This is a genomic window from Methylobacillus arboreus (assembly GCF_020532725.1).
GTDB lineage: Bacteria > Pseudomonadota > Gammaproteobacteria > Burkholderiales > Methylophilaceae > Methylobacillus > Methylobacillus arboreus.
The window spans coordinates 70,959-91,793 of record NZ_JAJAVC010000003.1; the positions used below are offsets into that span (position 1 = coordinate 70,959).

Below are 20,835 nucleotides of genomic sequence, written 5' to 3' on the forward strand. Positions count from 1 at the left end.
GAGAAACTACTTCATTGAGAAACTAGGATGATCAGCAAGATAAGAGAGTTATTCGCGAGTTTCATGCTGCTTGAGCTGGTCAAGGGCATGGCCCTGACCGGGCGCTATTTCTTCGCACGCAAAATGACGGTGCAGTTTCCCGAGGAGCGCACACCCATGAGCCCGCGTTTCCGTGGGTTACATGCCTTGCGCCGCTATCCCAATGGCGAAGAACGCTGCATTGCCTGCAAGCTTTGCGAGGCGGTTTGCCCGGCGCTGGCAATCACGATTGAATCCGAGCAGCGGGAAGACAATACCCGGCGTACTACGCGCTATGACATAGACCTGACCAAGTGCATTTTTTGCGGCTTTTGTGAAGAGTCCTGCCCGGTGGATTCCATTGTCGAGACCAGGATTTTCGATTATCACGGTGAGAAGCGCGGCGATTTGCTTTACACCAAGCCTATGCTGCTGGCAGTCGGGGACAAGTATGAAGAGCAAATTGCAGCGGATCGGGCCACAGATGCGCAGTATCGGTAACAGTGAGTGCGCAGTATCGTTAGGCAGTGAATGCGTAATATCGTTAGAAAGTTAAGCTAAGAAAGTCACGAGGAGGAGTGATGGTGTACGGCGCACGCGTGTTTCTAAGAGTCATTGCCTTGCCTGTAGCCACCCGAAAATAACCATGATATTCCAGGATTATGTTTTTTATGCCCTAGCCGCCATCCTGCTGTTTGCCGGCTTGCGTGTGATTACGGCACGCAATCCGGTACATGCCGCGCTATTCCTGGTATTGGCATTTTTTACCGCAGCAGGGATATGGCTATTGCTAGAGGCGGAATTCCTTGCCATTGCGCTGGTGCTGGTTTATGTGGGTGCGGTCATGGTGCTGTTCCTGTTTGTGGTGATGATGCTGGACATCAATCTCGACAGGCTGCGCGAGGGTTTCTGGAACGCATTGCCAGTGGCCTTGCCTGTCGGCCTCCTCATGGCGGCGGAAATGGTCATGATCCTTGGCAGCAAGCATTTTAGTGCCGATATGCTCAATGCACCCGCCCCTCGCCCGGTGGGATACAGCAATACTGCCGAGATCGGGCGCCAGCTGTATACCGATTACTTGCTGCCGTTTGAGCTGGCTTCGGTCGTGCTTCTGGTCGCAATCGTTGCTGCGATAGCCCTGACATTGCGCGAGCGCAAGGATTCGAAGTTCATCGATCCTGCCGAGCAGGTCAAGGTCAAGCGCGCAGACCGGTTGCGTATCATCAGTATGCCGGCAGAAAAAGAAAGTGTGTCCGCAGCTGAGCCTGCGGCTGAAAATAAATGATGGGGATGAATCAATGAGCGTAGGGCTTTCTCATTACCTGATATTGGGCTCGATATTGTTCGCTATCAGTGTGATCGGCATTTTCCTCAACCGAAAGAACGTGATCGTGCTGCTGATGGCAATTGAGTTGATGCTGTTGGCCGTCAATATGAATTTCATTGCATTCTCGCATTATCTTAACGATATTGCCGGGCAGGTTTTTGTGTTCTTTATCCTCACAGTCGCTGCGGCCGAGTCAGCGATCGGCCTGGCGATTCTGGTGTTGTTGTTCCGCAACTTGAAGACCATCAATGTTGATGACCTGGATAGCTTGAAAGGCTAGATGATGCGCACTCTGTTGATCTTTAGCCAGGATATTGCCGTGTCATCCGGGGTGGTGACATGACGGTACAAAGCCTTTATCTCTGGATTCCTCTGCTGCCTTTGTTTGCGGCAACCGTGGTCGGCCTGTTCGGGCGTCAGCTGCCGCGCGCATCAGCGCACTGGCTGACCATTGCCGGAGTGGCGGCGTCATTTGCCCTGTCGGTATGTGTATTCATGGATGCGTTGCAAGGCAATGTGTTCAATGGCGCGGTGTATACCTGGTTGACCAGTGGCGGTAATCGCTTCGAGGTCGGTTTTCTTATTGATCGCCTCACTGCCACCATGATGGTGGTGGTCACGTTCGTCTCGCTGATGGTACATGTCTATACCATAGGCTATATGGCTGAGGATCCGGGCTATAGCCGATTCTTCAGTTACATTTCGCTGTTTACTTTCTCCATGCTGATGCTGGTGATGAGCAACAACTTCATGCAGTTGTTCTTCGGCTGGGAAGCGGTGGGGTTGGTGTCCTATCTCCTGATCGGCTTCTGGTACAAGCGCCCGACGGCGATCTATGCCAATCTCAAGGCATTTCTTGTGAACCGGGTGGGGGATTTTGGTTTCCTGCTTGGCATAGGCATGGTGCTCTATTATCTTGGCAGTCTGGATTATGCTGCCGTGTTCTCGATAGCGCCGCAATTTGCCGATGCCACGGTTGAGTTGATTCCAGGCTCGCCCTGGTCGCTCATGACCGTGATTTGCATCCTGCTGTTTATCGGTGCGATGGGCAAGTCCGCACAAGTGCCGCTGCATGTCTGGCTGCCGGACTCCATGGAGGGGCCAACACCGATTTCCGCCTTGATTCACGCTGCCACCATGGTGACCGCAGGTATCTTCATGGTGGCGCGCATGTCGCCATTGTACGAGTTGTCCAGCACAGCCTTGTCCTTCGTGCTGGTGATCGGTGCCATCACCGCATTGTTCATGGGTTTCCTCGGCATTATCCAGCACGATATCAAGCGCGTGGTGGCGTATTCAACCTTATCGCAGCTTGGCTACATGACCGTGGCATTGGGTGTATCCGCCTATTCAGTTGCAATATTCCATCTCATGACGCATGCGTTTTTCAAAGCCTTGCTGTTCCTCGGGGCAGGCTCGGTGATCATGGGCATGCACCATGACCAGGACATGCGCAATATGGGCGGGCTGCGCAAATATATGCCGATTACCTGGATCACTTCGCTGATCGGTTCCCTGGCGCTGATTGGCACACCCTTGTTTAGTGGTTTTTACTCCAAGGACTCCATTATCGAAGCGGTCAAGTTTTCCAACATTACCGGCAGCGGTTTTGCCTATTTTGCGGTATTGGCTGGCGTATTCGTCACGGCCTTCTACTCATTCCGCATGTATTTCCTGGTGTTCCATGGCAAGGAAAAATGGATGCAGCAAGCTGATCACGGACATGACCTCCATCATGCCCATGAAAAGCATGAGCATGCGGACGACACGGATGACAGCCACGATGAGCACCACCATGGCCTGGGACCCAACGACAAGCCGCATGAGTCGCCCTGGGTGGTGACGCTGCCGTTGGTGTTGCTGGCCATTCCTTCGGTCATTATCGGTTATGTTGCGATCGACCTGATGGTGTTTGGCGATTATTTCAAGGATGTGATTTATGTCGATCACCAGCAGCACGGCGCCATGCAGGAGCTTGCCCATCATTTCCATGGTGCAGGCGCCATGGCATTGCATGGATTGACATCGTTGCCATTCATTCTGGCTGCCTCAGGTGTGGCGCTGGCGTGGTTCTTCTATATGAAGCGCCCGGACATCCCGGCGGCGATCAAGGCCAGATGCGGTTTGATTTATCGTATTCTTGACAACAAGTACGGCTTTGACAGTTTCAATGAAAAATTTCTCGCCGGAGGCTCGCGTTTCCTCGGCGACAAGTTATGGCAGATTGGCGACGTCAAGCTGATAGACGGCTTGTTGGTGAATGGCTCTGCCAGGCTGGTGGCACACATTGCCGGGCTGGTGAGGCGTTTGCAAACCGGCTTGGTGTACCACTATGCGTTTGCCATGATTATTGGCGCTTTCCTCCTGCTTACCGTCTTCATGAAAATATAAAAAGCTATGAACGACTTACCCATCCTGAGCCTGTCGATCTGGGTGCCTATCGTCGCGGGCATATTGGTGCTTTTTACCGGCGGGGACAATAATGCCAGCAGGGCACGCTGGCTGGCATTGCTCGGCAGTATTGCCGGGTTTGCTGTTACTGTGCCGCTTTATCTCGGATTCGATGTGCAGAATGGCGGTTTTCAGTTTGTGGAACGCCTGCAATGGATTCCGGCGTTCAACATTCAATACCATCTTGGCGTGGATGGGATTGCCGTGCCGCTGATCTTGCTCACCAGCTTTACCACGTTCCTTGTGGTCCTGGCGGGATGGGAGGTCATACAAAAACGCGTTGCGCAATACATGGCGGCCTTCCTCATCATGTCCGGCATCATGATCGGCGTATTCTCGGCGCTGGATGCGATTCTCTACTATATCTTCTGGGAAGCGATGCTGATCCCGATGTTCCTGGTGATCGGCATCTGGGGCGGCCCCAACCGGGTGTATGCCACTATCAAGTTCTTCCTTTATACCTTGCTCGGCTCTCTGTTGATGCTGGTGGCATTCATCTACCTTTACCACCAGAGCGGCACTTTCGATATTGCCGAGTATTACCGCATGCCGCTGGCATTGAGTGTGCAGATATGGATTTTCATTGCCTTCTTCCTGGCATTTGCCGTCAAGATCCCAATGTGGCCGGTACATACCTGGCTGCCTGACGCCCACGTCGAGGCCCCGACAGGCGGCTCCGTGGTGCTGGCGGCGATTGCGCTCAAGCTGGGCGGTTACAGCTTCCTGCGCTTTGCCATGCCGATTGCACCGGATGCCTCACATTATCTTTCCGGCTTTATGATCACGCTGTCGCTGATTGCAGTGGTTTATATTGCGCTGGTGGCCCTGGTGCAAAAGGACATGAAGAAGCTCATTGCCTATTCATCCATCTCGCACATGGGTTTCGTCACCCTGGGGTTTTTCCTGTTCAATCCGCTCGGGCTGGAAGGTGCCATCGTACAGATGATCTCGCACGGCTTTATTTCATCCGCCATGTTCCTTTCGGTCGGCGTGCTGTATGACCGCATGCATTCACGCCAGATTGCCGATTACGGCGGCGTGGGCAACACAATGCCGGTCTTCACTGCCTTTGCCGTATTGTTTGCCATGGCCAACGCTGGCTTGCCAGGAACATCCGGCTTTGTCGGTGAGTTCCTGGTGATCCTGGGCGCGGTGCAGGTCAATTTCTGGTACGCCTTCCTTGCCGCAACCACGCTGATTTTCGGCGCAGCCTATACCCTGTGGATGGTGAAGCGCGTTTATTATGGCGAGGTTGCCAATCCGCAGGTGGCTGAACTCAAGGATATCAACCGGCGTGAGTTTTTTATCCTCGGCCTGTTGGCCATCCTTGTGCTGGGCTTTGGTATTTACCCGCAGCCCATTACCGAAATAACGCATGCCACAGTGGGCCACTTGCTTGAGCATATGGCGCTGAGCAAGCTGCCGCCACTGTAATCGTGACGAGATGATACCTAAATGAATGCCATATCCTTTGATCTCATGACAGCGCTGCCGGAAATCTTGGTGCTGGCCATGGCCATGTTCATCCTGCTCCTGGACCTGTTCCTCAAGCCGGCAAACCGCTTCCTGATCTATGTGTTCTCGCAACTGGCCTTGCTGGGAGCAGCGGTTATCACGGCGCTGACACATACCTCTGTCGTGGAGTATGCCTTCAATGGCCTGTTTGTGGATGACCCGCTCGCAGATGTGCTCAAGCTGGGGATCTACCTTGCTACCTCCGTGACCCTGATCTATACCCGTTCTTACATCAGCCTGCGCGGCATGTTCCGTGGCGAGTTCTATGCACTGGTGCTGTTCTCCACGCTTGGCATGATGATCATGGTCTCGGGCCAACACTTCCTGACCTTGTATATGGGGCTGGAGTTGCTTTCACTTTCGCTGTATGCGCTGGTAGCGCTTGATCGGGACAATGCCAGCTCTACAGAGGCTGCCATGAAGTACTTTGTGCTTGGTGCGCTCGCATCCGGCATGTTGCTTTATGGTATGTCCATGCTTTATGGCGTGACAGGTCACCTTGATATTAATGGTGTTGCGGAAGCATTGCTTAACGGTGCGCCAGATCATGGCGTGCTGGTGTTGGGGCTGGTATTTATCGTCGCAGGTCTGGCATTCAAGCTTGGTGCCGCGCCATTCCAGATGTGGGTGCCGGATGTCTACCATGGCTCTCCTACCGCCGTAACATTGTTTATCGGTTCGGCGACCAAGATTGCAGCCTTTGCCATGGTGGTGCGGCTGCTGATTCAGGCCATGTTTGTACTGGCAGCAGACTGGCAGGGCATGCTAATCATCATGGCGGTGCTGTCCATGGCGGTCGGTAATATTGCTGCGATTGCTCAGACCAATATCAAGCGCATGCTGGCATATTCCACTATTTCGCATATCGGCTTCCTGCTGCTCGGCTTTCTGAGCGCCAGCCTCAACGGCTACGCCTCTGCGACTTTCTACATCCTGTCTTATGTGCTCATGACGCTGGCCGGGTTTGGCATCATCCTGCTCTTGAGCCGCAAGGGCTTTGAAGCAGACAAGCTGGAAGACCTCAAGGGCCTGAACCAGCGTAGCCCCTGGTATGCATTCCTGATGTTGCTAGTGATGTTCTCCATGGCGGGCATTCCGCCAACGCTGGGCTTTTATGCCAAGTTCACCGTGCTGCAAGCTGCCTTGCAGGCTGGGTTTATTGTATTGGTCGTCTTTGCTGTCATCATGGCCCTTATCGGTGCGTTCTATTACCTGCGCGTCGTTAAATATATGTACTTTGACGAGCCGGAAGATCACGCTGCCATTGTTGCACCGGTTGACATGAAGCTGGTCTTGAGTATTAATGCTATCGGTTTACTGATATTGGGCATGCTGCCGCAGCGTCTCATGGACGCTTGTGCCTATGCCATTATCCATAGCATTCAATAATCAGGCAGGGTGCAGTTCTGCTGCGCCGTAGGTTACTTAACGTCATGACAATTACTATCCTGTTGCTGCTGGCATTGCTTGCCGCCAACCTGCCTTGGTTTTCCGAGCGCTTGTTTTATCTTATCCCACTGAAAAACCAGCCCAAGGCTGTTGGCTGGAGCCTGTTGGAATTGATCGTACTGTACTTTGCCATTGGCGCCATTGCGATTGCCGTTGAGCGTGGCAGCATTGGCCAGGTGACTGCGCAGGGCTGGGAGTTTTACGCCATTACCTTCAGCCTGTTTCTAGTGTTTGCATTTCCTGGTTTTGTTTATCGCTATCTCTGGCGCAAGGTATAAGCCTGCCATTTATCAAGAGCAATTTTATGAGTGATCACAAATACGACGATCAAGATCTCGTTGAAACCAAAATTTCTTCAGAGACTATCGCTGAGGGCGGCATGTTGCTGGTCAAGCGGGATCAAGTGCGCGTGCCATCCGGGGCTACTAGTCAACGCGAATATGTCATTCATCCGGGTGCCGTGGTAGTGGTGCCTGTGCTGGATAATGGTAATTTACTGCTGGAGCGACAGTTTCGTTACCCCTTGTCCCGCGTTTTTATAGAGCTGCCTGCCGGCAAGATAGATGCGGGCGAACTGCATCTTGAGACAGGCAAGCGCGAACTGCTCGAGGAGACCGGCTATACGGCGACGGAATGGTTCTACCTCGGCCTACAACACCCTTGCATTGGCTATTCCAATGAGGTGATCCACATCTACTTGGCACGCGGCTTGTCTGCCGGAGCGCATAACCGGGATATCGACGAAGCATTGCAGTTGTTCGAGGCCAGTCTTGAGCAGTGCTTGCAGATGATACGGCAGGGTGAGCTGACCGATGGCAAGACCATCGTGGCATTGTTCCGTGCCGAGAAATTCCTTAATGGCGAATGGGCTGCCGAGGAGGAGAAGTGAGCAGGGTATTGATTGCCGGTTGCGGCGATCTCGGGCTGGAACTGGCACGACGGTTGGTGGCAGCAGGGCATGAGGTCACCGGATTGCGACGCTCTGCTCATCCAATGCCTGATGGCGTACAGATTGCGCTTGCGGACGTGACGCGTCCCGAAACGCTAAAGTCGCTGGCTGCCATTCAGCCTGAATTGCTGGTTTATTGTGTTTCAGCCAGTGAGCATAGCGACGAGAATTATCGCCTCAGCTATGTTGAAGGGTTGCGCAATGCGCTGGCTGCGTTGCAGGATGTCCCGTTGCGGCACGTGTTCTTTGTTTCCAGCACAGGTGTGTACGGCCAGGAAACACAGGCATTGCTTGATGAGGATAACCCGGCAATCGCGAGTGATTTCACCGGGCAGCGCATGCTGGAGGCGGAGGCCCTGCTTGATGCATACCCATCCAGTATTCTGAGGTTTTCCGGGATTTATGGGCCAGGCCGCACGCGTATGATTACGCTGGCGCAGAAGCCGCAACAGTGGCCAGCAAGAAATGGGTGGACGAATCGTATCCACCGGGATGATGGCGCTGCATTTATCACGTATCTGATTCAACAGCTCGAACATAAAGTGCCGGAGCGCTTGTATATCGTTACGGACAACCAACCATTGCCAGTCTATGATCTTCTGCAATGGCTTGCAGCCAAGCAGGGAGTGGAGACTGCAGCGATTGAAATTCCGCTAGCAGGCGGTAACAAACGCTTGAGTAACCAGCGCATGCTGGCAAGCGGTTATCAGTTTATTTACCCAGATTATGAGTCCGGCTATAGCGCTTTGCTTGAAGCAATGTCCTGACTTGATTTAGCTGACTTAACTCATTGAAAACGCCATGGGCTATGCCTATGGCGTTTTTGCTTTAACGGCAACCTAACAATAATCCTTAGATGGTTTGGGATATTCTCCCAAGGATAATTTTTCAATATAGCAATTTACCAACAGATGTTTAGCAAGAGTAGCTAATGAAGTTTGGGTGAATAGCTTGCAAATATAATACTTCTGGGCATACGCAACCTCACGACCAGTATGTGAACACTTTCCTTTTTAATCGGGAATCTTTCATCTGTTGTACTTGTTACAAATTGTTAAGAATTGTTTCTGCCGAGTAACAACCAATCGGCAGGGAGTTTGTAATCAAACCAGAATGAGGAGAAGTATATGAAAGGCAGAGTAACCAACGTCGGTATCGGCGCTGCGGTTAGTAGTTTGCTCGTGCTTGCCACAATGCAGGGTGCCCAAGCAAATCAGGAAGTGCTGAATTTGCAAAAAAATGCAGACAACTGGGCTTTGCAGACCGGTAATTATAACGGACAACATAACAGCACGCTAAACCAAATCAATAAAGGTAATGTTAAGAACCTGAAAGCATCTTGGTCTTTCTCCACTGGCGTGTTGAATGGTCATGAAGGTGCGCCATTGGTAATTGGCGACTTTTTGTATGTTCACAGTGCGTTCCCTAACAACACATTTGCAATCAATCTGAATGATCCAGGCGTGATTGCTTGGCAGCACAAGCCTAAGCAAGTTGCTTCGGTAAAGGCAGTTGCATGTTGCGATATCGTTAACCGCGGTTTGGCTTACGGTGACGGCAAGATTGTCAAGACTCAGCTCGATGGCAAGCTCGTTGCTCTGGACGCTAAGAGTGGCAAGATCGTTTGGGAAATTGAAGTATGCGATCCTAAGGTTGGTGCGACACTGACTCAGGCTCCATTCATCGTCAAGAATACTGTTCTGGTTGGCTGCTCCGGTGCTGAACTGGGTGTTCGTGGTGCTGTAAACTCCTTCAATCTTAAGACTGGTGAACTGCAATGGCGTGCCTTTGCAACTGGTCCTGACGAAGAAGTGCGCTTGGCCAAGAACTTCAACAGCGACAATCCACACTATGGTCAATTCGGCCTGGGTCTGAAGACTTGGGAAGGTGACGCATGGAAGATTGGTGGCGGTACTAACTGGGGTTGGTATGCTTACGATCCTAAGCTGAACCTGTTCTACTACGGTTCCGGTAACCCAGCACCATGGAATGAAACCATGCGTCCTGGCGACAACAAGTGGACCATGACCATCTGGGCACGTGATCTGGATACAGGCGAAGCCAAGTGGGGCTACCAAAAGACTCCTCACGATGAGTGGGACTTTGCTGGTGTGAATCAAATGGTTCTGTCTGATCACAAGGTCGATGGCAAGGTGACACCTCTGCTCACCCACGTTGACCGTAACGGCATCCTGTACACCTTGAACCGTGACAACGGTAACCTGATCCAGGCTGCCAAGGTTGATCCCGCAGTGAATGTGTTCAAGAAGGTGGATCTGAAGACTGGTACGCCAGTACGTGATCCAGAGTTCAGTACACGTATGGACCACAAGAGCACAAACGTTTGTCCTTCTGCAATGGGCTTCCACAACCAAGGTCTGGATGCACTGGATCTTGACGATCCTATCCTTTACGTTGGTCTGAACCACATTTGTATGGATTGGGAGCCGTTCATGCTGCCATACCGTGCAGGTCAGTTCTTCGTTGGCGCAACCCTGGCTATGTACCCTGGACCTAGCGGCCCAACCAAGAAGGAAATGGGTCAAGTACGTGCCATGGACATTGTGACCGGCAAGTACAAGTGGACCAAGTGGGAAAAGTTCGCAGTTTGGGGCGGTACTTTGGCTACCAAGGGCGGTCTCGTGGCTTACAACACACTTGATGGTTACATCAAGGTGCTTGATAAGGACAACGGTAAGGATCTCTGGAAGTTTAAGATGCCATCCGGTGGTATCGGTGCTCCTATGACCTACCAGTTCAAGGGTAAGCAATACATCGGTTCTTACTACGGTGTTGGTGGTTGGCCTGGTGTTGGTCTGGTATTCGACCTGACTGACCCAAGTGCTGGTCTTGGTGCTGTAGGTGCCTTCAAGGAACTGCAGAATCACACTCAAATGGGCGGTGGCCTGTTGGTGTTCAGCCTGTAATTTAAGCTGATGTCATGTTCCGGGGCGGCCTGGCCGCCCCGGTTCTAAGTAGAACTGCGTTTTTTGGAACTAGGTAAACATGCATATTGCTAATAAGAAATCCTGTATCAATGTTGTGAAAGCTGCATTGGTTGGTTTTGCCGGAATGGTTGCATTGCAGGCGCAAGCAGCAGATGAATTGAAGGTCTGTGCAGGTAAGGAGGAGCTGCCTTACTCCAATGACAAGCAGGAAGGTTTTGAAAATGAGATTGCCAAGGTTCTTGGCAATGCGCTGAACCGTACAGTGAAGTTTGTCTGGTGGTCTGATCCACGGTATTCAGTTAGGGATTTTCTTGACAAGAAGCAATGTGATGTTTTGCTCGGCTTGGATAAGGGAGACCCGCGGGTACTTAATACCAAGGTCTACTACAAGTCTGGATATGTATTTGTGACGCGTAAGGATAGGGAAATTGATATTACTTCTTGGGATCATCCATATCTCAAGGAACGTAATTTCCGCATTGGCTTCTTGCCTGATAGTCCCGCCAAGAATATGGCGCTTGAAATCAACCGCTTCGATGACATGTTTGATTATCTCGTAGAGTTGACTGATTTTAAGTCAACACGTAATCGCTATGTCAAGATCGATGAGCGTAAGTTGGTGGATGATGTTGTAAGTAAGAATTTGCATGCTGCTGCTTTATGGGGACCTTCGGTCGCTAAGTACGTGCATGAGTCTAAGACACCATTGAATATGGTACTGATCGAAGACAATGCTAAGCGTGCCAATGGCAGCAAGATTCCCATGCAGTACGAAGTAGTAATGGGCGTTCGTCTTGGAGATGAAGCTTTGAAGGCTGAATTGGATCAAGCAATTACGTCAAGTCAGAAAGAGATTGATGCGATTCTCGAGCGAGAACACATTCCTCTCTTGCCAATCTAGTTTTTTTGTAACTCCGGGGTAGTAAATGTTTAAAAAGTTAGCAGTAGTGAGTAGTGTGAGTTTCCTTTTGGCTTCTGGTTTCGCATTGATGCCTGCGCAAGCTGAATTGGAGTTTCGAGGCACGCTTTCCGGTGATGTTCTTGACACTAGTGGTGAGGAAGATACTCCCCAAGTGCTTGAGTTTAGAAATACTGGTAAGAATCCCTATAACGATGATCTAGAAGCAATGAGCAAAGGCTATGTTATTTTTGCTACTGCGTGTTCAGGTTGTCATGGTCACTTGGCAGAAGGCAAGTTGGGTCCAGCATTGAATGATGATTACTGGACTTATCCAACCAACTTGGAAGATAAAGGCCTGTTTGAAACCATTTTTGGCGGTGCAGCCGGCATGATGGGACCTCAGCAAGGTTTGCTCACTCAAGATGAAATTCTGCACATAATGAGTTGGGTTCGTGGTTTGCACAGTGATCCTAAGAAAGCTCAGGAGGCTGTAGATGCCTTTGAGAAAAAAGGTTCCTGATTTTAAGCAGTAAGAAGATTCTGCCGGGATGCTGACTGGTGGCCCCCGGCAGATCAGTAGTACCACCAGCAACCATAACACAAGGAGATATCAATGAAACGCGTTTTGACATTAGTAGCAACTGTAGGTGCGATGGTTGCCTCTGGGCTTGCCTTCGCATATGACGGCCAAACCTGCCGTGCTGCTGGCGACTGCTGGCAGGCCAAGCCTGGCTATCCAGAAAAGATTGCCGGTTCCAAGTACGATCCTAAGCACGATCCTGCTGAACTCAGCAAGCAAGAAGCTGCCATCAAGGCAATTGACGAGCGCAATGCTAAGCGTATTGCAAACGCAAAGGCTACAGGTACTTTCAAGTTTGACGTGAAGTAAGCTGTTCATCGTAAAAGGCTGATGTTCGGAAGGCGAACATCAGCCTTTTTGCTAATGCAATTAGATAGGCTTAATAGTTTATTTAAATGACATTTTTAAAAGTGCATTTAAATAAAATCTTCAGTCAGCAGGATGCAATACCATGCAAGAGCAAATAAATCTGAATGAATGGCGGGAACGCGCATTATCATTTGAGCAAGCTGCCAATAAGGTAGTGCTTGGGCTGGAGAGACAAGTTCGTGCCCTGACGATTGCCATTTTTTCGCGAGGTCATGTTCTCCTTGAAGGCGATGTGGGGGTTGGTAAAACCACTTTGCTGAAAGCAGCTTCCCGCTTGCTTGGTGGCGCTTACCAACGGATCGAGGGTGCTATTGACCTCATGCCTGGTGATTTTCTTTATCATGCCTATATCGACCAGAATGGCCAGCCCGCTGTGGCTCCAGGCCCATTACTGCGACATGAAGAAAATCTTGCCGTCTTTTTCTTTAATGAAATCAATCGTGCCCGTCCCCAAGCTCACTCGCTGTTGTTGCGTCTAATGGCAGAGCGTAGTGTCAATGCCTTTAACCGCGATTATGCCTTCCCTCACCTGATCGTATTCGCCGACCGCAATCGCTTGGAGCGTGAAGAAACCTTTGAACTTCCTGCTGCGGCACGTGACCGCTTCTTTATGGAAGTTTCCGTGACGGCACCTGAGGATAGAGAGCTGCAGCGTGACTTGATGTTTAGTACCCGTTTCCATGATGCGGATGCGTTGATTGATACATTGGAAGCCGGCCTGGTGCCTTATGACAAGCTCAATGCCGTTGCTGCAACCATTCAGGAAAGTGTGCGCGCTGAGTTGGCTTTGCAGGATTACGCAATCAATATTTGGCAGGCACTGCGTAATCCTGAACGCGCAGGCATACAAATTGAAGATGTTGATATCAGTCGTCTAGTGGCGGGTGGCGCCAGTCCGCGTGGCATGGCAATGCTGATGCGTGCTGCACGTACACGGGCCTGGCTGGAAGGTCGTGATTACCTGACCCCGGATGATATTCGTGCCGTTTTCCCCGAGACTGTAGGTCACCGGGTGTTCTTTACGCCAGCGTATGAATTGCGTCGCGACGAAATTGCCCCTGAGTTGCTGAGCGGCGTACTCAACAAAATCCCTGCGCCTTAGTCTGCACAGGCCCTGACAGGCAAGCGTTATTTTGGCAAGTTTTACACCACAGGAATTCTATTATCACCTGCGCTGGCGCGCTCGCGGTGCCCAGCCAGGTGCCCATGCAACCCGTACTCCCGGCAGCGGGGCGGATTTTGCCGGGCATGTATCCTTCATGGATAACCCTGACCCGCGCCGCCTGGATTTGCGCGCGAGTCTTCGCGTGATTCCCCGGCGCTATGTCGTGCGCTCATTTTTTGAGCGCGGGGCAATTGTGGTCTATGCCCTGCTGGATGTGTCCGCCTCCATGCGTTTTGCCGGCAATGCCGAGAAGAAACGTTTGCTTGCCGATATTACTGCTGCGATTGCTTGGTCCAGCACGCGCCATGGTGACGCGTTTTCATTACTGGCTTGTGATGATGCGGTGCGGCAGGATTTGTTTATTCCCCCTTCCGGACGGCGCGGCTTGGCTCAGGAGTCACATAAAAAAATACTAAGCGCGGAAATTCGCCCGCAATCCGGAGCCAAAGGCTTGCCGTGCGCGATCGAGCAAATGCGCCCAAGTCGATCATTGGTTTTTCTGATTTCTGATTTTCACCTGGACGAAGCTTTGTTGAATAGCACGTTGGCAAGTTTTTCTACTCATGACGTGGTGCCGCTGGTGCTTTGGGATAGCAGTGAATATCGCGATCTGCCTGACTGGGGCTGGGCACGGGTCAGGGATATGGAAGGTGGGGGCGACCGCTCCATATTCTTGCGGCGCAGCCTTAAGCGGGAAATCGAGCAAAGGTATCTCGCGCGTAGGAATGAGCTGAAGACGCTATGTCGTAAATTCGGTGCTCGGGCTCCATTTTTTATTGAAGATAAATTTGATGCTGGTTTGCTGACGCGTCATCTTTTGGAGGCTGGTTGATGCGACATCTGATCTTGTCTTTGTTATTTCTGAGCTTGCCTGCTGTTGCTGCGGAAAAAAGTATTAATGCCCAGTCTTTTGTGCGCGACATAGGTTACCGCGTGGGTGACGTTGTGGAGCAGCGGGTCGAGGTGGTGACGCCTGAAGGTTTCCAATTGGATGAAGGCTCCTTGCCGAAACGCAGGGGGGCAGGGGCGCATATCGAGCTACGCGAGCTTACTCACGAGACTGAGAGTACGGCTCAGGGCGTCAAGCATATTCTATTGTTTGACTGGCAGGTGTTCCGCGCGTTGAGAGATGTCAGACTCATTCCACTGCGTGACCTGGAATTGCAGTTCCGCAAAGGTGACGAGATATTGGTAGCCAGGTTGCACGCAGCTGAAGTGTTGATGGCGCCAATGCTGCCTACCATGCTGACTAAAGAGCAGGCAACACCGCGTGCGGCGATTGAGCCGCATTTGCAGCCACTGAAACCTATCCTGCAACAGTTGGGCTGGTCGGTGATTGGGTTATTGGTAGCGGTTCTTTATTTTGCCTGGCGATTTGATTGGCTGCCTTTCAGGGAGCAGCATGCCAAGCCTTTCCGCCATGCTGCGCGGGAAATCCGCAGTCTCCGCACACAGGAGAATGGTGTGCAGGCTTCCGTGCGTGTATTGAGCCGCGCATTTAATGACTATGCACAAATGGCGGTGACGCAAGAGGAACTCAAGCAGTTTTTTGTCAGGCATCCTGAGATGCAACAGTTCCAGGCAACCATAGAGCAATTTTTTGTGGCTTCCCACGAGATGTTTTTTGCCGGCAAGGCAGACACGATCACCCAGGCAGAGGTGGAAAAACTGGCACGCCAGTTGAGCCTGATGGAGACGCCGTGAGCGAGTTTCTCCAAACTGCAGGGGCTGGCTTACAGTCGCCAGGCTGGCTGGTGTTGTTGCTGCTCGCCTTGGTGCCATTGCTGGTGCGTGGGCATGCCGCATTTCCTTATCCTGCCATTTCGCGCCTGCCGGAAGATGAGCTTTCCTTATGGATTGAGCGTTTCTGGCGCTGGGCAGGGGCATTGGCGATTGCTGCAACGGCAATTGCACTGTCTGGCCCCTACTGGGGAGAACAACAACTGGAGAAGGTTGGGCGTGGCGCCCACGTCATGATTGTGCTGGATCGCAGCGCCAGTATGAACGACAGTTTTGCCGATACGGCTAAAAGTGACAGCGAATCGAAAATGGCAGCAGCCCGGCGGGTGCTGCAATCGTTTGTTGCTCAAAGCCGAGAAGATTTGCTTGGGATGGTGACATTTAGTACTTCTCCTATTCTGGTTGCTCCCTTGGGTGGCGATCGTGAAGCTGTTTTGGCTGCACTGCGTGCCACTGAAGCCGGTGGTATGGGCTTTACTGCGGTGGCGCGTGGTCTCGGCATGGGGCTGGATTATTTTGAAGGCCGGCCTGTGACCGGTGCCCGTGCGATTTTGCTGGTTTCTGATGGTGGTGCGCATCTGGATGTAAAAACGCAGGATTTGTTGCGTGAAATGTTCCATCGTCAGGGCGCCTCGCTTTATTGGGTCTATCTACGCTCTGCCAATGGTGTCAGCCTCAAGGAGAACCTCGACGATGACGACCGGGACGCTTACCCTGAGCATCAACTGCATGATTATTTCAAGTCACTCGGCGTGAATTATCATGTTTATGAAGCAGAAAGCCCCAAAGCTGTGGAAGATGCGCTTGCCGATATTTCCCAGCTCAAGAACCAACCAGTGAAATATTTCGAGGCTGCTGCCCGGCAGGATTTGAGCTGGATGTTTTATTTGCTGGCGCTGCTGTCTGCCGCAGCGTTGTTTGCCCTACACCTGACGGAGGTTAAGAGATGGCGCGCCGTTTAAGGCTGTTCCCATGGATGTTGCTTTTGCTGGTGCTGGCTGTGGCAGGGCTGATTTGGAGCAGTGTCAGTTTATATCGTGCACATGTTTACAACCAGAAGCTTGCGGCTGGAGAACAGCAGGCAGGAAAGTCTGCACGGGAGTTGTTTGCAGATGCCTGGCTGCTGGCTGATCAAGGACAAACAGAAAAGGCGCTGGAGCTTTACATTGAAGCTGCAGCAAAAGGAGATGACGACCTGCGCAAGGCGGCCTATTTTAATTCCGGCAACCTCTACCTGACGCAAAGCGTAGATATTCTGGAAAGCGAAGGATATGTATCCTGGGATAAGGTGGGGCCCTTGATGTCGCTGTGTAAGGAAAACTACAGCAAGGCCTTGTTCATTGACCCTGACTGGATTGAAGCAAAATATAATCTTGAGCTCGCGTTGCGTTTGTCCCCGTCTTTTGCCGGAGTAAAAACACCCAATCGTTACAATGAGGAAGACGACGAAATAGAGGAGGACGAAAAGCGTCCTGACGGTTGGCCGTCAATCCCGGGTTTTCCTAGAGGGATGCCTTGATTTTGCAGCGTCTGAACTTTTCCAATCTGGACCTGCGCGGCCGCATGATGCTGGCAACGGTAGTGTTGCTTGCGATCACTATGCTGAGCCCACATGCCACCTTGCCACGGCGGGTGTTCGATTGGTTTTTCGTGTTGGATATTACCCAGAGCATGAACGTTCGTGATTACACACTGGACGGTAAAAGCATCAGTCGCCTTGAGTTTTCCAAAAGGGCAATGCGTGAGGCTTTGCGGGATTTGCCTTGTGGTTCCACAGTGGCATTGGGCATGTTTACCGAGCGTGGTACCCAGAATATCGTACGGCCCCTTGAAGTATGCGCGCATTTTTCTTCACTTGACCAAACCATAGACCATATGGACTGGCGCATGGCCTGGGCTGCCGATTCATTTATTACCCATGGGGTATTTAGTGCGGTTGATCTGACAGCCAAACTTGGCCCGGACACCCGGCTGGCATTCTTCACCGATGCGCATCAAGCGCCACCGGCAAACCCTGATTACCTACCTCAGTTTGAAGGAAAGATTGGCGAGGTGGAGGGCGTATTGGTGGGTACTGGCAAAGAGGAGCTTAGCCGTATTCCCAAGCTGGATGAACACGACAATATCATTGGCTACTGGGAGCTGGAAGAGGTAATGCGTTTTGCTACCTTCGGTATTATGACTTCAAAATCTGTTGCCGAGATGGAGTCGGATATGGAGGTAGAGGAAAGCGGCGTGCATAATCGTAACGCTCCTCACGGGCGTAATCCGGCAGAAGATACCAAGGCCAATCTTTCCGGTCTGGATGAAAAAACTTTGAAACATTTGGCAGAGGTGACGGGTCTTAACTACGAACGCCTGAATTCATTGCATGGGTTTGCACGGGATGCTACAGCAACCACTATGGCAAGTTGGCGCTCGGGAAAAACCGATTTAAGGCCGTGGTTTGCATTGCCAGCACTATTATTGATTTTGGCGTTTTTCATGCCGCCAAGATTTTTCGATTTCGTTCAACAACATTTGAGGTTTAAGAAGAAATGAAGTTACTCATTGCAATACTCAGCCTTGCCATTGCAGCACCTGCATTTGCACATGGACCTACTCCCCGTAAAACGGATGAGGCGGTGGTAGTCAAGGCGGCTCCAGACGCAGTATGGGCTAAGATTGCCGAGCCTTGCGGCATTGCCAAATGGCATCCTGAGGTGAAGGCTTGCGAGGCGGTTGATGACAAGACTGTCAACCTGACTTTGCAGAACGGCGGCAAGATTCAGCAACAAGTGGATGAATTGGATGTAGAAAACAAGACTTTGTCTTATCGCCTTGGTGGCGAGATTGCCTTGGAAGCGTTGCCAGTCAGTTCGTTAACCGGACGTATCAAGGTGGAAGCAGATGGCAGCAATTCCAAGGTAAGCTGGCTGGCACGTTTCTACCGTTTTGATACCGGCAATGAGCCTCCAGAAGGTCAGGATGATGAGACTGCACAAAATGCCATTGATGATTTCATCAAGGCAGGTCTGGCAGGTTTGGAATCTGGCAAGTAGTCAGGCCAGGCTTTAGTTACAGAAAAAGGGCGGAAACGCCCTTTTCCTATTTGCACTTAAGTCATCACCCATGCAGGCAACTGCCTTTAACAACTGTTCCTGGTGTGCTTGCTGGGTATATGGATTCATGAATGTGCACCGTAACCAGATGTTGTCGCCAATATTGACTTGGCTTAAATGGAACATCTCTTGGTGCAGCAACTTTTTACGGATATTAGCCTGCAGTTCATTCAACATGGCAGAGCTTGAGGTTAAAGTGCTATTGCCGTGATAGCGGAAACAAACAATATTGGTTTGCGGATGCATTAGCAGCGTGAAACCCGAGGTGCGGGCGACCAGGTTGGCAAAATATCCGGCTGATGTAAATGCATGTTCAACCAGGCTTGCCATGCCTTGCCTGCCATAGAGCTTGAATGCAGCCAATAGCTTCAGTCCCATCATGCGTTTTGTGCATTCCAACGTTCGATAGCTCGTGTTGAAACCACGTGCTTCTGAATCCTCCTCCTCATGGAATAGGTAGGAAGCATCTTGGGCGAAAGCGCTATAGCTCGCTGCTTCATCGCGAAATAACACAGCAGATACTGTTGCAGGCATATATAAAAGCTTGTGCCCATCCCAGGTTACCGAGTCCGCCATTTCCATACCGTGCAGTTTTGCGCGGTGTTGCTCAGACAGTAACGCAGAAGCACCATGGGCTGCATCAATGTGCAGCCATAAACCATGCGTGCGACAGTATTCTCCTATCTCCTGCAAAGGGTCGATACTGCCCGTCGGAGTGCAGCCCGCGGTGGCAACAACCGCCATAACCTGCTCTTGGTTTTGTGCGCATGCTTCGTGTGCTTGCTTCAGGGCCTGGGGCAGCATGCGTCCTTGCTCATCTACTGCTACCGCAATGACGGCTTCAACACCCAGGCCCATGATGCCGGCCGCGCGCCTGATGGAATAATGCGAAAACTCCGACGTTAGAATACGCAAGCGCGGCGTTGCGGCCATCCCTTTATTCCAGATATTGGCCCCCATATGCTGTCTTGCAGCAAGTAGGGCGGTGAGGTTGGCTTGGCTGCCGCCCGAGGTCAGCACACCAGCGCCTTGGGGCCAGCCAACAGCCGTGTTGAGCCAGCGTATGACCTGGCGCTCTATGAGGGTGGCAGCAGGACCAGTTTCATATACAGCCATTGCCTGGTTGCTTAATGCGGCGACCAGATCACATAGTGCCGCGATTGGTAAAGGCGGTGCGGCTTGGTGGGCCATGCTGTGCGGATGATGCATGGACAGATTGCGGGGTAATACCTCTTGTTTTAGCCAGGTAATGAATTCTTCATTGCTGAATTCTGGCGATTCCGGCATAGGCTGCCGCCAAGCTTGTTCTGCTTCAAGCGGAGATTGCCATTTGACCAGGCTTGCATCGCCGTTTAATTGATTAGTCAATTGCTCAGCCAATAAATCAATGAGCGCATGACCACTGACGCGAAACTGTTCCGGGTCAAATAGATGGTTAAGCTCTGCTAAGGTCATGGCAAAGTTGATCCGCGCTTTCTGAACCATCCGGTCAGGCTGATGCGTGGTTGGATGGCAGGCAATACTTCATGCCAGAATCTGCCTGACAGGAAAACGACCAATGTGCCGCCTGTTGGGGAAATGTCAATGTATGGCTCGGCTTCTTTACCATTCAGATATAGGCGTAACTGGCCGCCATATTCTTCTTTCCAGTCTTCATTTAGATAGAGGATGCAACTGATTTGGCGCTCCTCGTTACCACGGAATTGATCCAGGTGCTTGTTGTAAACTGCCCCGGGCGGGTAGATTGCAAAATGATTTTCAAGCTCGAACAATCCAAGGAAGAGGTGGCGGTTGAATGATTCACGCAAGGCTTCCATGCTGTTGGAAAAATCCTGCTGTGTTGAGCTGGGCTGGGCGTGATCAAGCCAATGGATCAGGTCTCCACGAATTTTGTTGTCCAGCTTGCTGCTTTCCGCTCTGCCTATCGTAGCGCGCTGCAACTTGCCTGCCTCTTGCAATGCTAGCGCTTCCTGCCGTAGCGCTGCAATAAAACTGGCTGGGAAGAACTCAGGCACGACTGCATAGCCCTGGTCGGCGATGATTTCGGTGAGCTGGTCAATATGGTGGCTTAAGTGGGGAAAAGGAAGCATACAGGCCTTTATTCGAGTGTATTGCCATTATAGCGGCAGTGCGGTGCATGCATGGAAGCACCCACATTTTTGCTGGGCAGGATTGCGAACCCAGGGGCATTGCGCTAGAATGCGCAACTCTCTTGTTCAAGCAAGAGCAAATAGACCCGTAGCTCAGCTGGTTAGAGCGCTGCCTTGACATGGCAGAGGTCGATGGTTCGAGTCCATTCGGGTCTACCAACATTGCCAAAGC

22 protein-coding genes and 1 tRNA gene are annotated in these 20,835 nt (G+C 51.6%); 21 read left to right on the plus strand and 2 right to left on the minus strand.

Annotated features, from left to right (window positions below; translation table 11 throughout):
- Window positions 1–27 precede the first annotated feature (27 nt).
- The 20 genes from nuoI to LG198_RS00440 all read left to right on the plus strand — a co-directional run bounded on the left by nuoI (window position 28) and on the right by LG198_RS00440 (window position 18,453).
- Window positions 28–519, plus strand: coding sequence for an NADH-quinone oxidoreductase subunit NuoI (gene nuoI / locus LG198_RS00345; protein ID WP_230341191.1), 492 nt, complete (start codon window positions 28–30; stop codon window positions 517–519).
- A gap of 145 nt (window positions 520–664) precedes the next feature.
- Window positions 665–1,303 (plus strand): NADH-quinone oxidoreductase subunit J, encoded by a 639-nt coding sequence (locus LG198_RS00350; RefSeq protein ID WP_230341192.1) that lies wholly within the window; start codon window positions 665–667, stop codon window positions 1,301–1,303.
- A 13-nt stretch (window positions 1,304–1,316) separates the two neighbouring features.
- Window positions 1,317–1,625, plus strand: coding sequence for an NADH-quinone oxidoreductase subunit NuoK (gene nuoK, locus LG198_RS00355; RefSeq protein WP_230341193.1), 309 nt, complete (start codon window positions 1,317–1,319; stop codon window positions 1,623–1,625).
- A 59-nt stretch (window positions 1,626–1,684) separates the two neighbouring features.
- Window positions 1,685–3,736: an NADH-quinone oxidoreductase subunit L gene (gene nuoL / locus LG198_RS00360; RefSeq protein ID WP_230341194.1), complete on the plus strand. Its 2,052-nt coding sequence runs from the start codon at window positions 1,685–1,687 to the stop codon at window positions 3,734–3,736.
- A 6-nt stretch (window positions 3,737–3,742) separates the two neighbouring features.
- Window positions 3,743–5,230 carry an NADH-quinone oxidoreductase subunit M gene (locus tag LG198_RS00365; protein WP_230341195.1) on the plus strand — a complete coding sequence of 496 codons (1,488 nt, stop codon included), beginning with the start codon at window positions 3,743–3,745 and terminating at the stop codon, window positions 5,228–5,230.
- 21 nt (window positions 5,231–5,251) lie between these two features.
- On the plus strand, window positions 5,252–6,700 hold the full coding sequence (nuoN, locus tag LG198_RS00370; RefSeq protein WP_230341196.1) for an NADH-quinone oxidoreductase subunit NuoN: 1,449 nt from the start codon (window positions 5,252–5,254) through the stop codon (window positions 6,698–6,700).
- A 44-nt stretch (window positions 6,701–6,744) separates the two neighbouring features.
- Complete coding sequence (locus LG198_RS00375) at window positions 6,745–7,038, plus strand: DUF2818 family protein (RefSeq protein WP_230341197.1); 294 nt, start codon at window positions 6,745–6,747, stop codon at window positions 7,036–7,038.
- Between the two features lie 26 nt (window positions 7,039–7,064).
- A complete protein-coding gene (locus tag LG198_RS00380; RefSeq protein WP_230341198.1) occupies window positions 7,065–7,649 on the plus strand; it encodes an NUDIX domain-containing protein in 585 nt (194 codons plus the stop codon).
- Complete coding sequence (locus LG198_RS00385) at window positions 7,646–8,476, plus strand: SDR family oxidoreductase (protein ID WP_230341199.1); 831 nt, start codon at window positions 7,646–7,648, stop codon at window positions 8,474–8,476. The genes LG198_RS00380 and LG198_RS00385 overlap by 4 nt, the downstream gene beginning before the upstream one ends.
- A 360-nt stretch (window positions 8,477–8,836) precedes the next feature.
- On the plus strand, window positions 8,837–10,636 hold the full coding sequence (locus LG198_RS00390) for a methanol/ethanol family PQQ-dependent dehydrogenase (protein WP_230341200.1): 1,800 nt from the start codon (window positions 8,837–8,839) through the stop codon (window positions 10,634–10,636).
- Window positions 10,637–10,715: 79 nt separating this feature from the next.
- On the plus strand, window positions 10,716–11,558 hold the full coding sequence (gene moxJ / locus LG198_RS00395; RefSeq protein ID WP_230341201.1) for a methanol oxidation system protein MoxJ: 843 nt from the start codon (window positions 10,716–10,718) through the stop codon (window positions 11,556–11,558).
- 25 nt (window positions 11,559–11,583) lie between these two features.
- A complete protein-coding gene (moxG, locus tag LG198_RS00400) occupies window positions 11,584–12,078 on the plus strand; it encodes a cytochrome c(L), periplasmic (RefSeq protein ID WP_230341202.1) in 495 nt (164 codons plus the stop codon).
- A gap of 93 nt (window positions 12,079–12,171) precedes the next feature.
- The gene (locus LG198_RS00405; protein ID WP_230341203.1) at window positions 12,172–12,447 is read left to right on the plus strand and encodes a methanol dehydrogenase [cytochrome c] subunit; all 276 of its coding nucleotides are present in this window, start codon (window positions 12,172–12,174) and stop codon (window positions 12,445–12,447) included.
- A gap of 142 nt (window positions 12,448–12,589) precedes the next feature.
- Window positions 12,590–13,609 carry an AAA family ATPase gene (locus LG198_RS00410; RefSeq protein WP_230341204.1) on the plus strand — a complete coding sequence of 340 codons (1,020 nt, stop codon included), beginning with the start codon at window positions 12,590–12,592 and terminating at the stop codon, window positions 13,607–13,609.
- Between the two features lie 157 nt (window positions 13,610–13,766).
- The gene (locus LG198_RS00415; protein ID WP_230341205.1) at window positions 13,767–14,504 is read left to right on the plus strand and encodes a DUF58 domain-containing protein; all 738 of its coding nucleotides are present in this window, start codon (window positions 13,767–13,769) and stop codon (window positions 14,502–14,504) included.
- Window positions 14,504–15,376 (plus strand): hypothetical protein, encoded by an 873-nt coding sequence (locus tag LG198_RS00420; protein ID WP_230341206.1) that lies wholly within the window; start codon window positions 14,504–14,506, stop codon window positions 15,374–15,376. Before LG198_RS00415 ends, LG198_RS00420 begins: the two co-directional genes overlap by 1 nt.
- Complete coding sequence (locus tag LG198_RS00425) at window positions 15,373–16,374, plus strand: vWA domain-containing protein (RefSeq protein WP_230341207.1); 1,002 nt, start codon at window positions 15,373–15,375, stop codon at window positions 16,372–16,374. The genes LG198_RS00420 and LG198_RS00425 overlap by 4 nt, the downstream gene beginning before the upstream one ends.
- Window positions 16,359–16,931: a hypothetical protein gene (locus tag LG198_RS00430; protein WP_230341208.1), complete on the plus strand. Its 573-nt coding sequence runs from the start codon at window positions 16,359–16,361 to the stop codon at window positions 16,929–16,931. Before LG198_RS00425 ends, LG198_RS00430 begins: the two co-directional genes overlap by 16 nt.
- Before the next feature lie 44 nt (window positions 16,932–16,975).
- Complete coding sequence (locus LG198_RS00435) at window positions 16,976–17,953, plus strand: vWA domain-containing protein (protein WP_230341209.1); 978 nt, start codon at window positions 16,976–16,978, stop codon at window positions 17,951–17,953.
- Window positions 17,950–18,453: an SRPBCC family protein gene (locus LG198_RS00440; RefSeq protein ID WP_230341210.1), complete on the plus strand. Its 504-nt coding sequence runs from the start codon at window positions 17,950–17,952 to the stop codon at window positions 18,451–18,453. Before LG198_RS00435 ends, LG198_RS00440 begins: the two co-directional genes overlap by 4 nt.
- A 12-nt stretch (window positions 18,454–18,465) precedes the next feature.
- On the opposite strand, the gene LG198_RS00445 is transcribed toward LG198_RS00440, so the two are convergent.
- Together LG198_RS00445 and LG198_RS00450 are read right to left on the minus strand one after the other, a co-directional pair.
- Window positions 18,466–19,968, minus strand: coding sequence for a pyridoxal phosphate-dependent decarboxylase family protein (locus LG198_RS00445; RefSeq protein ID WP_230341211.1), 1,503 nt, complete (start codon window positions 19,966–19,968; stop codon window positions 18,466–18,468).
- On the minus strand, window positions 19,965–20,603 hold the full coding sequence (locus tag LG198_RS00450) for a 2OG-Fe(II) oxygenase (protein WP_230341212.1): 639 nt from the start codon (window positions 20,601–20,603) through the stop codon (window positions 19,965–19,967). Before LG198_RS00450 ends, LG198_RS00445 begins: the two co-directional genes overlap by 4 nt.
- A gap of 142 nt (window positions 20,604–20,745) precedes the next feature.
- On the opposite strand from LG198_RS00450, the gene LG198_RS00455 reads away from it, so the two are divergent.
- A tRNA-Val gene (locus LG198_RS00455) sits at window positions 20,746–20,822 on the plus strand.
- Window positions 20,823–20,835 lie beyond the last annotated feature (13 nt).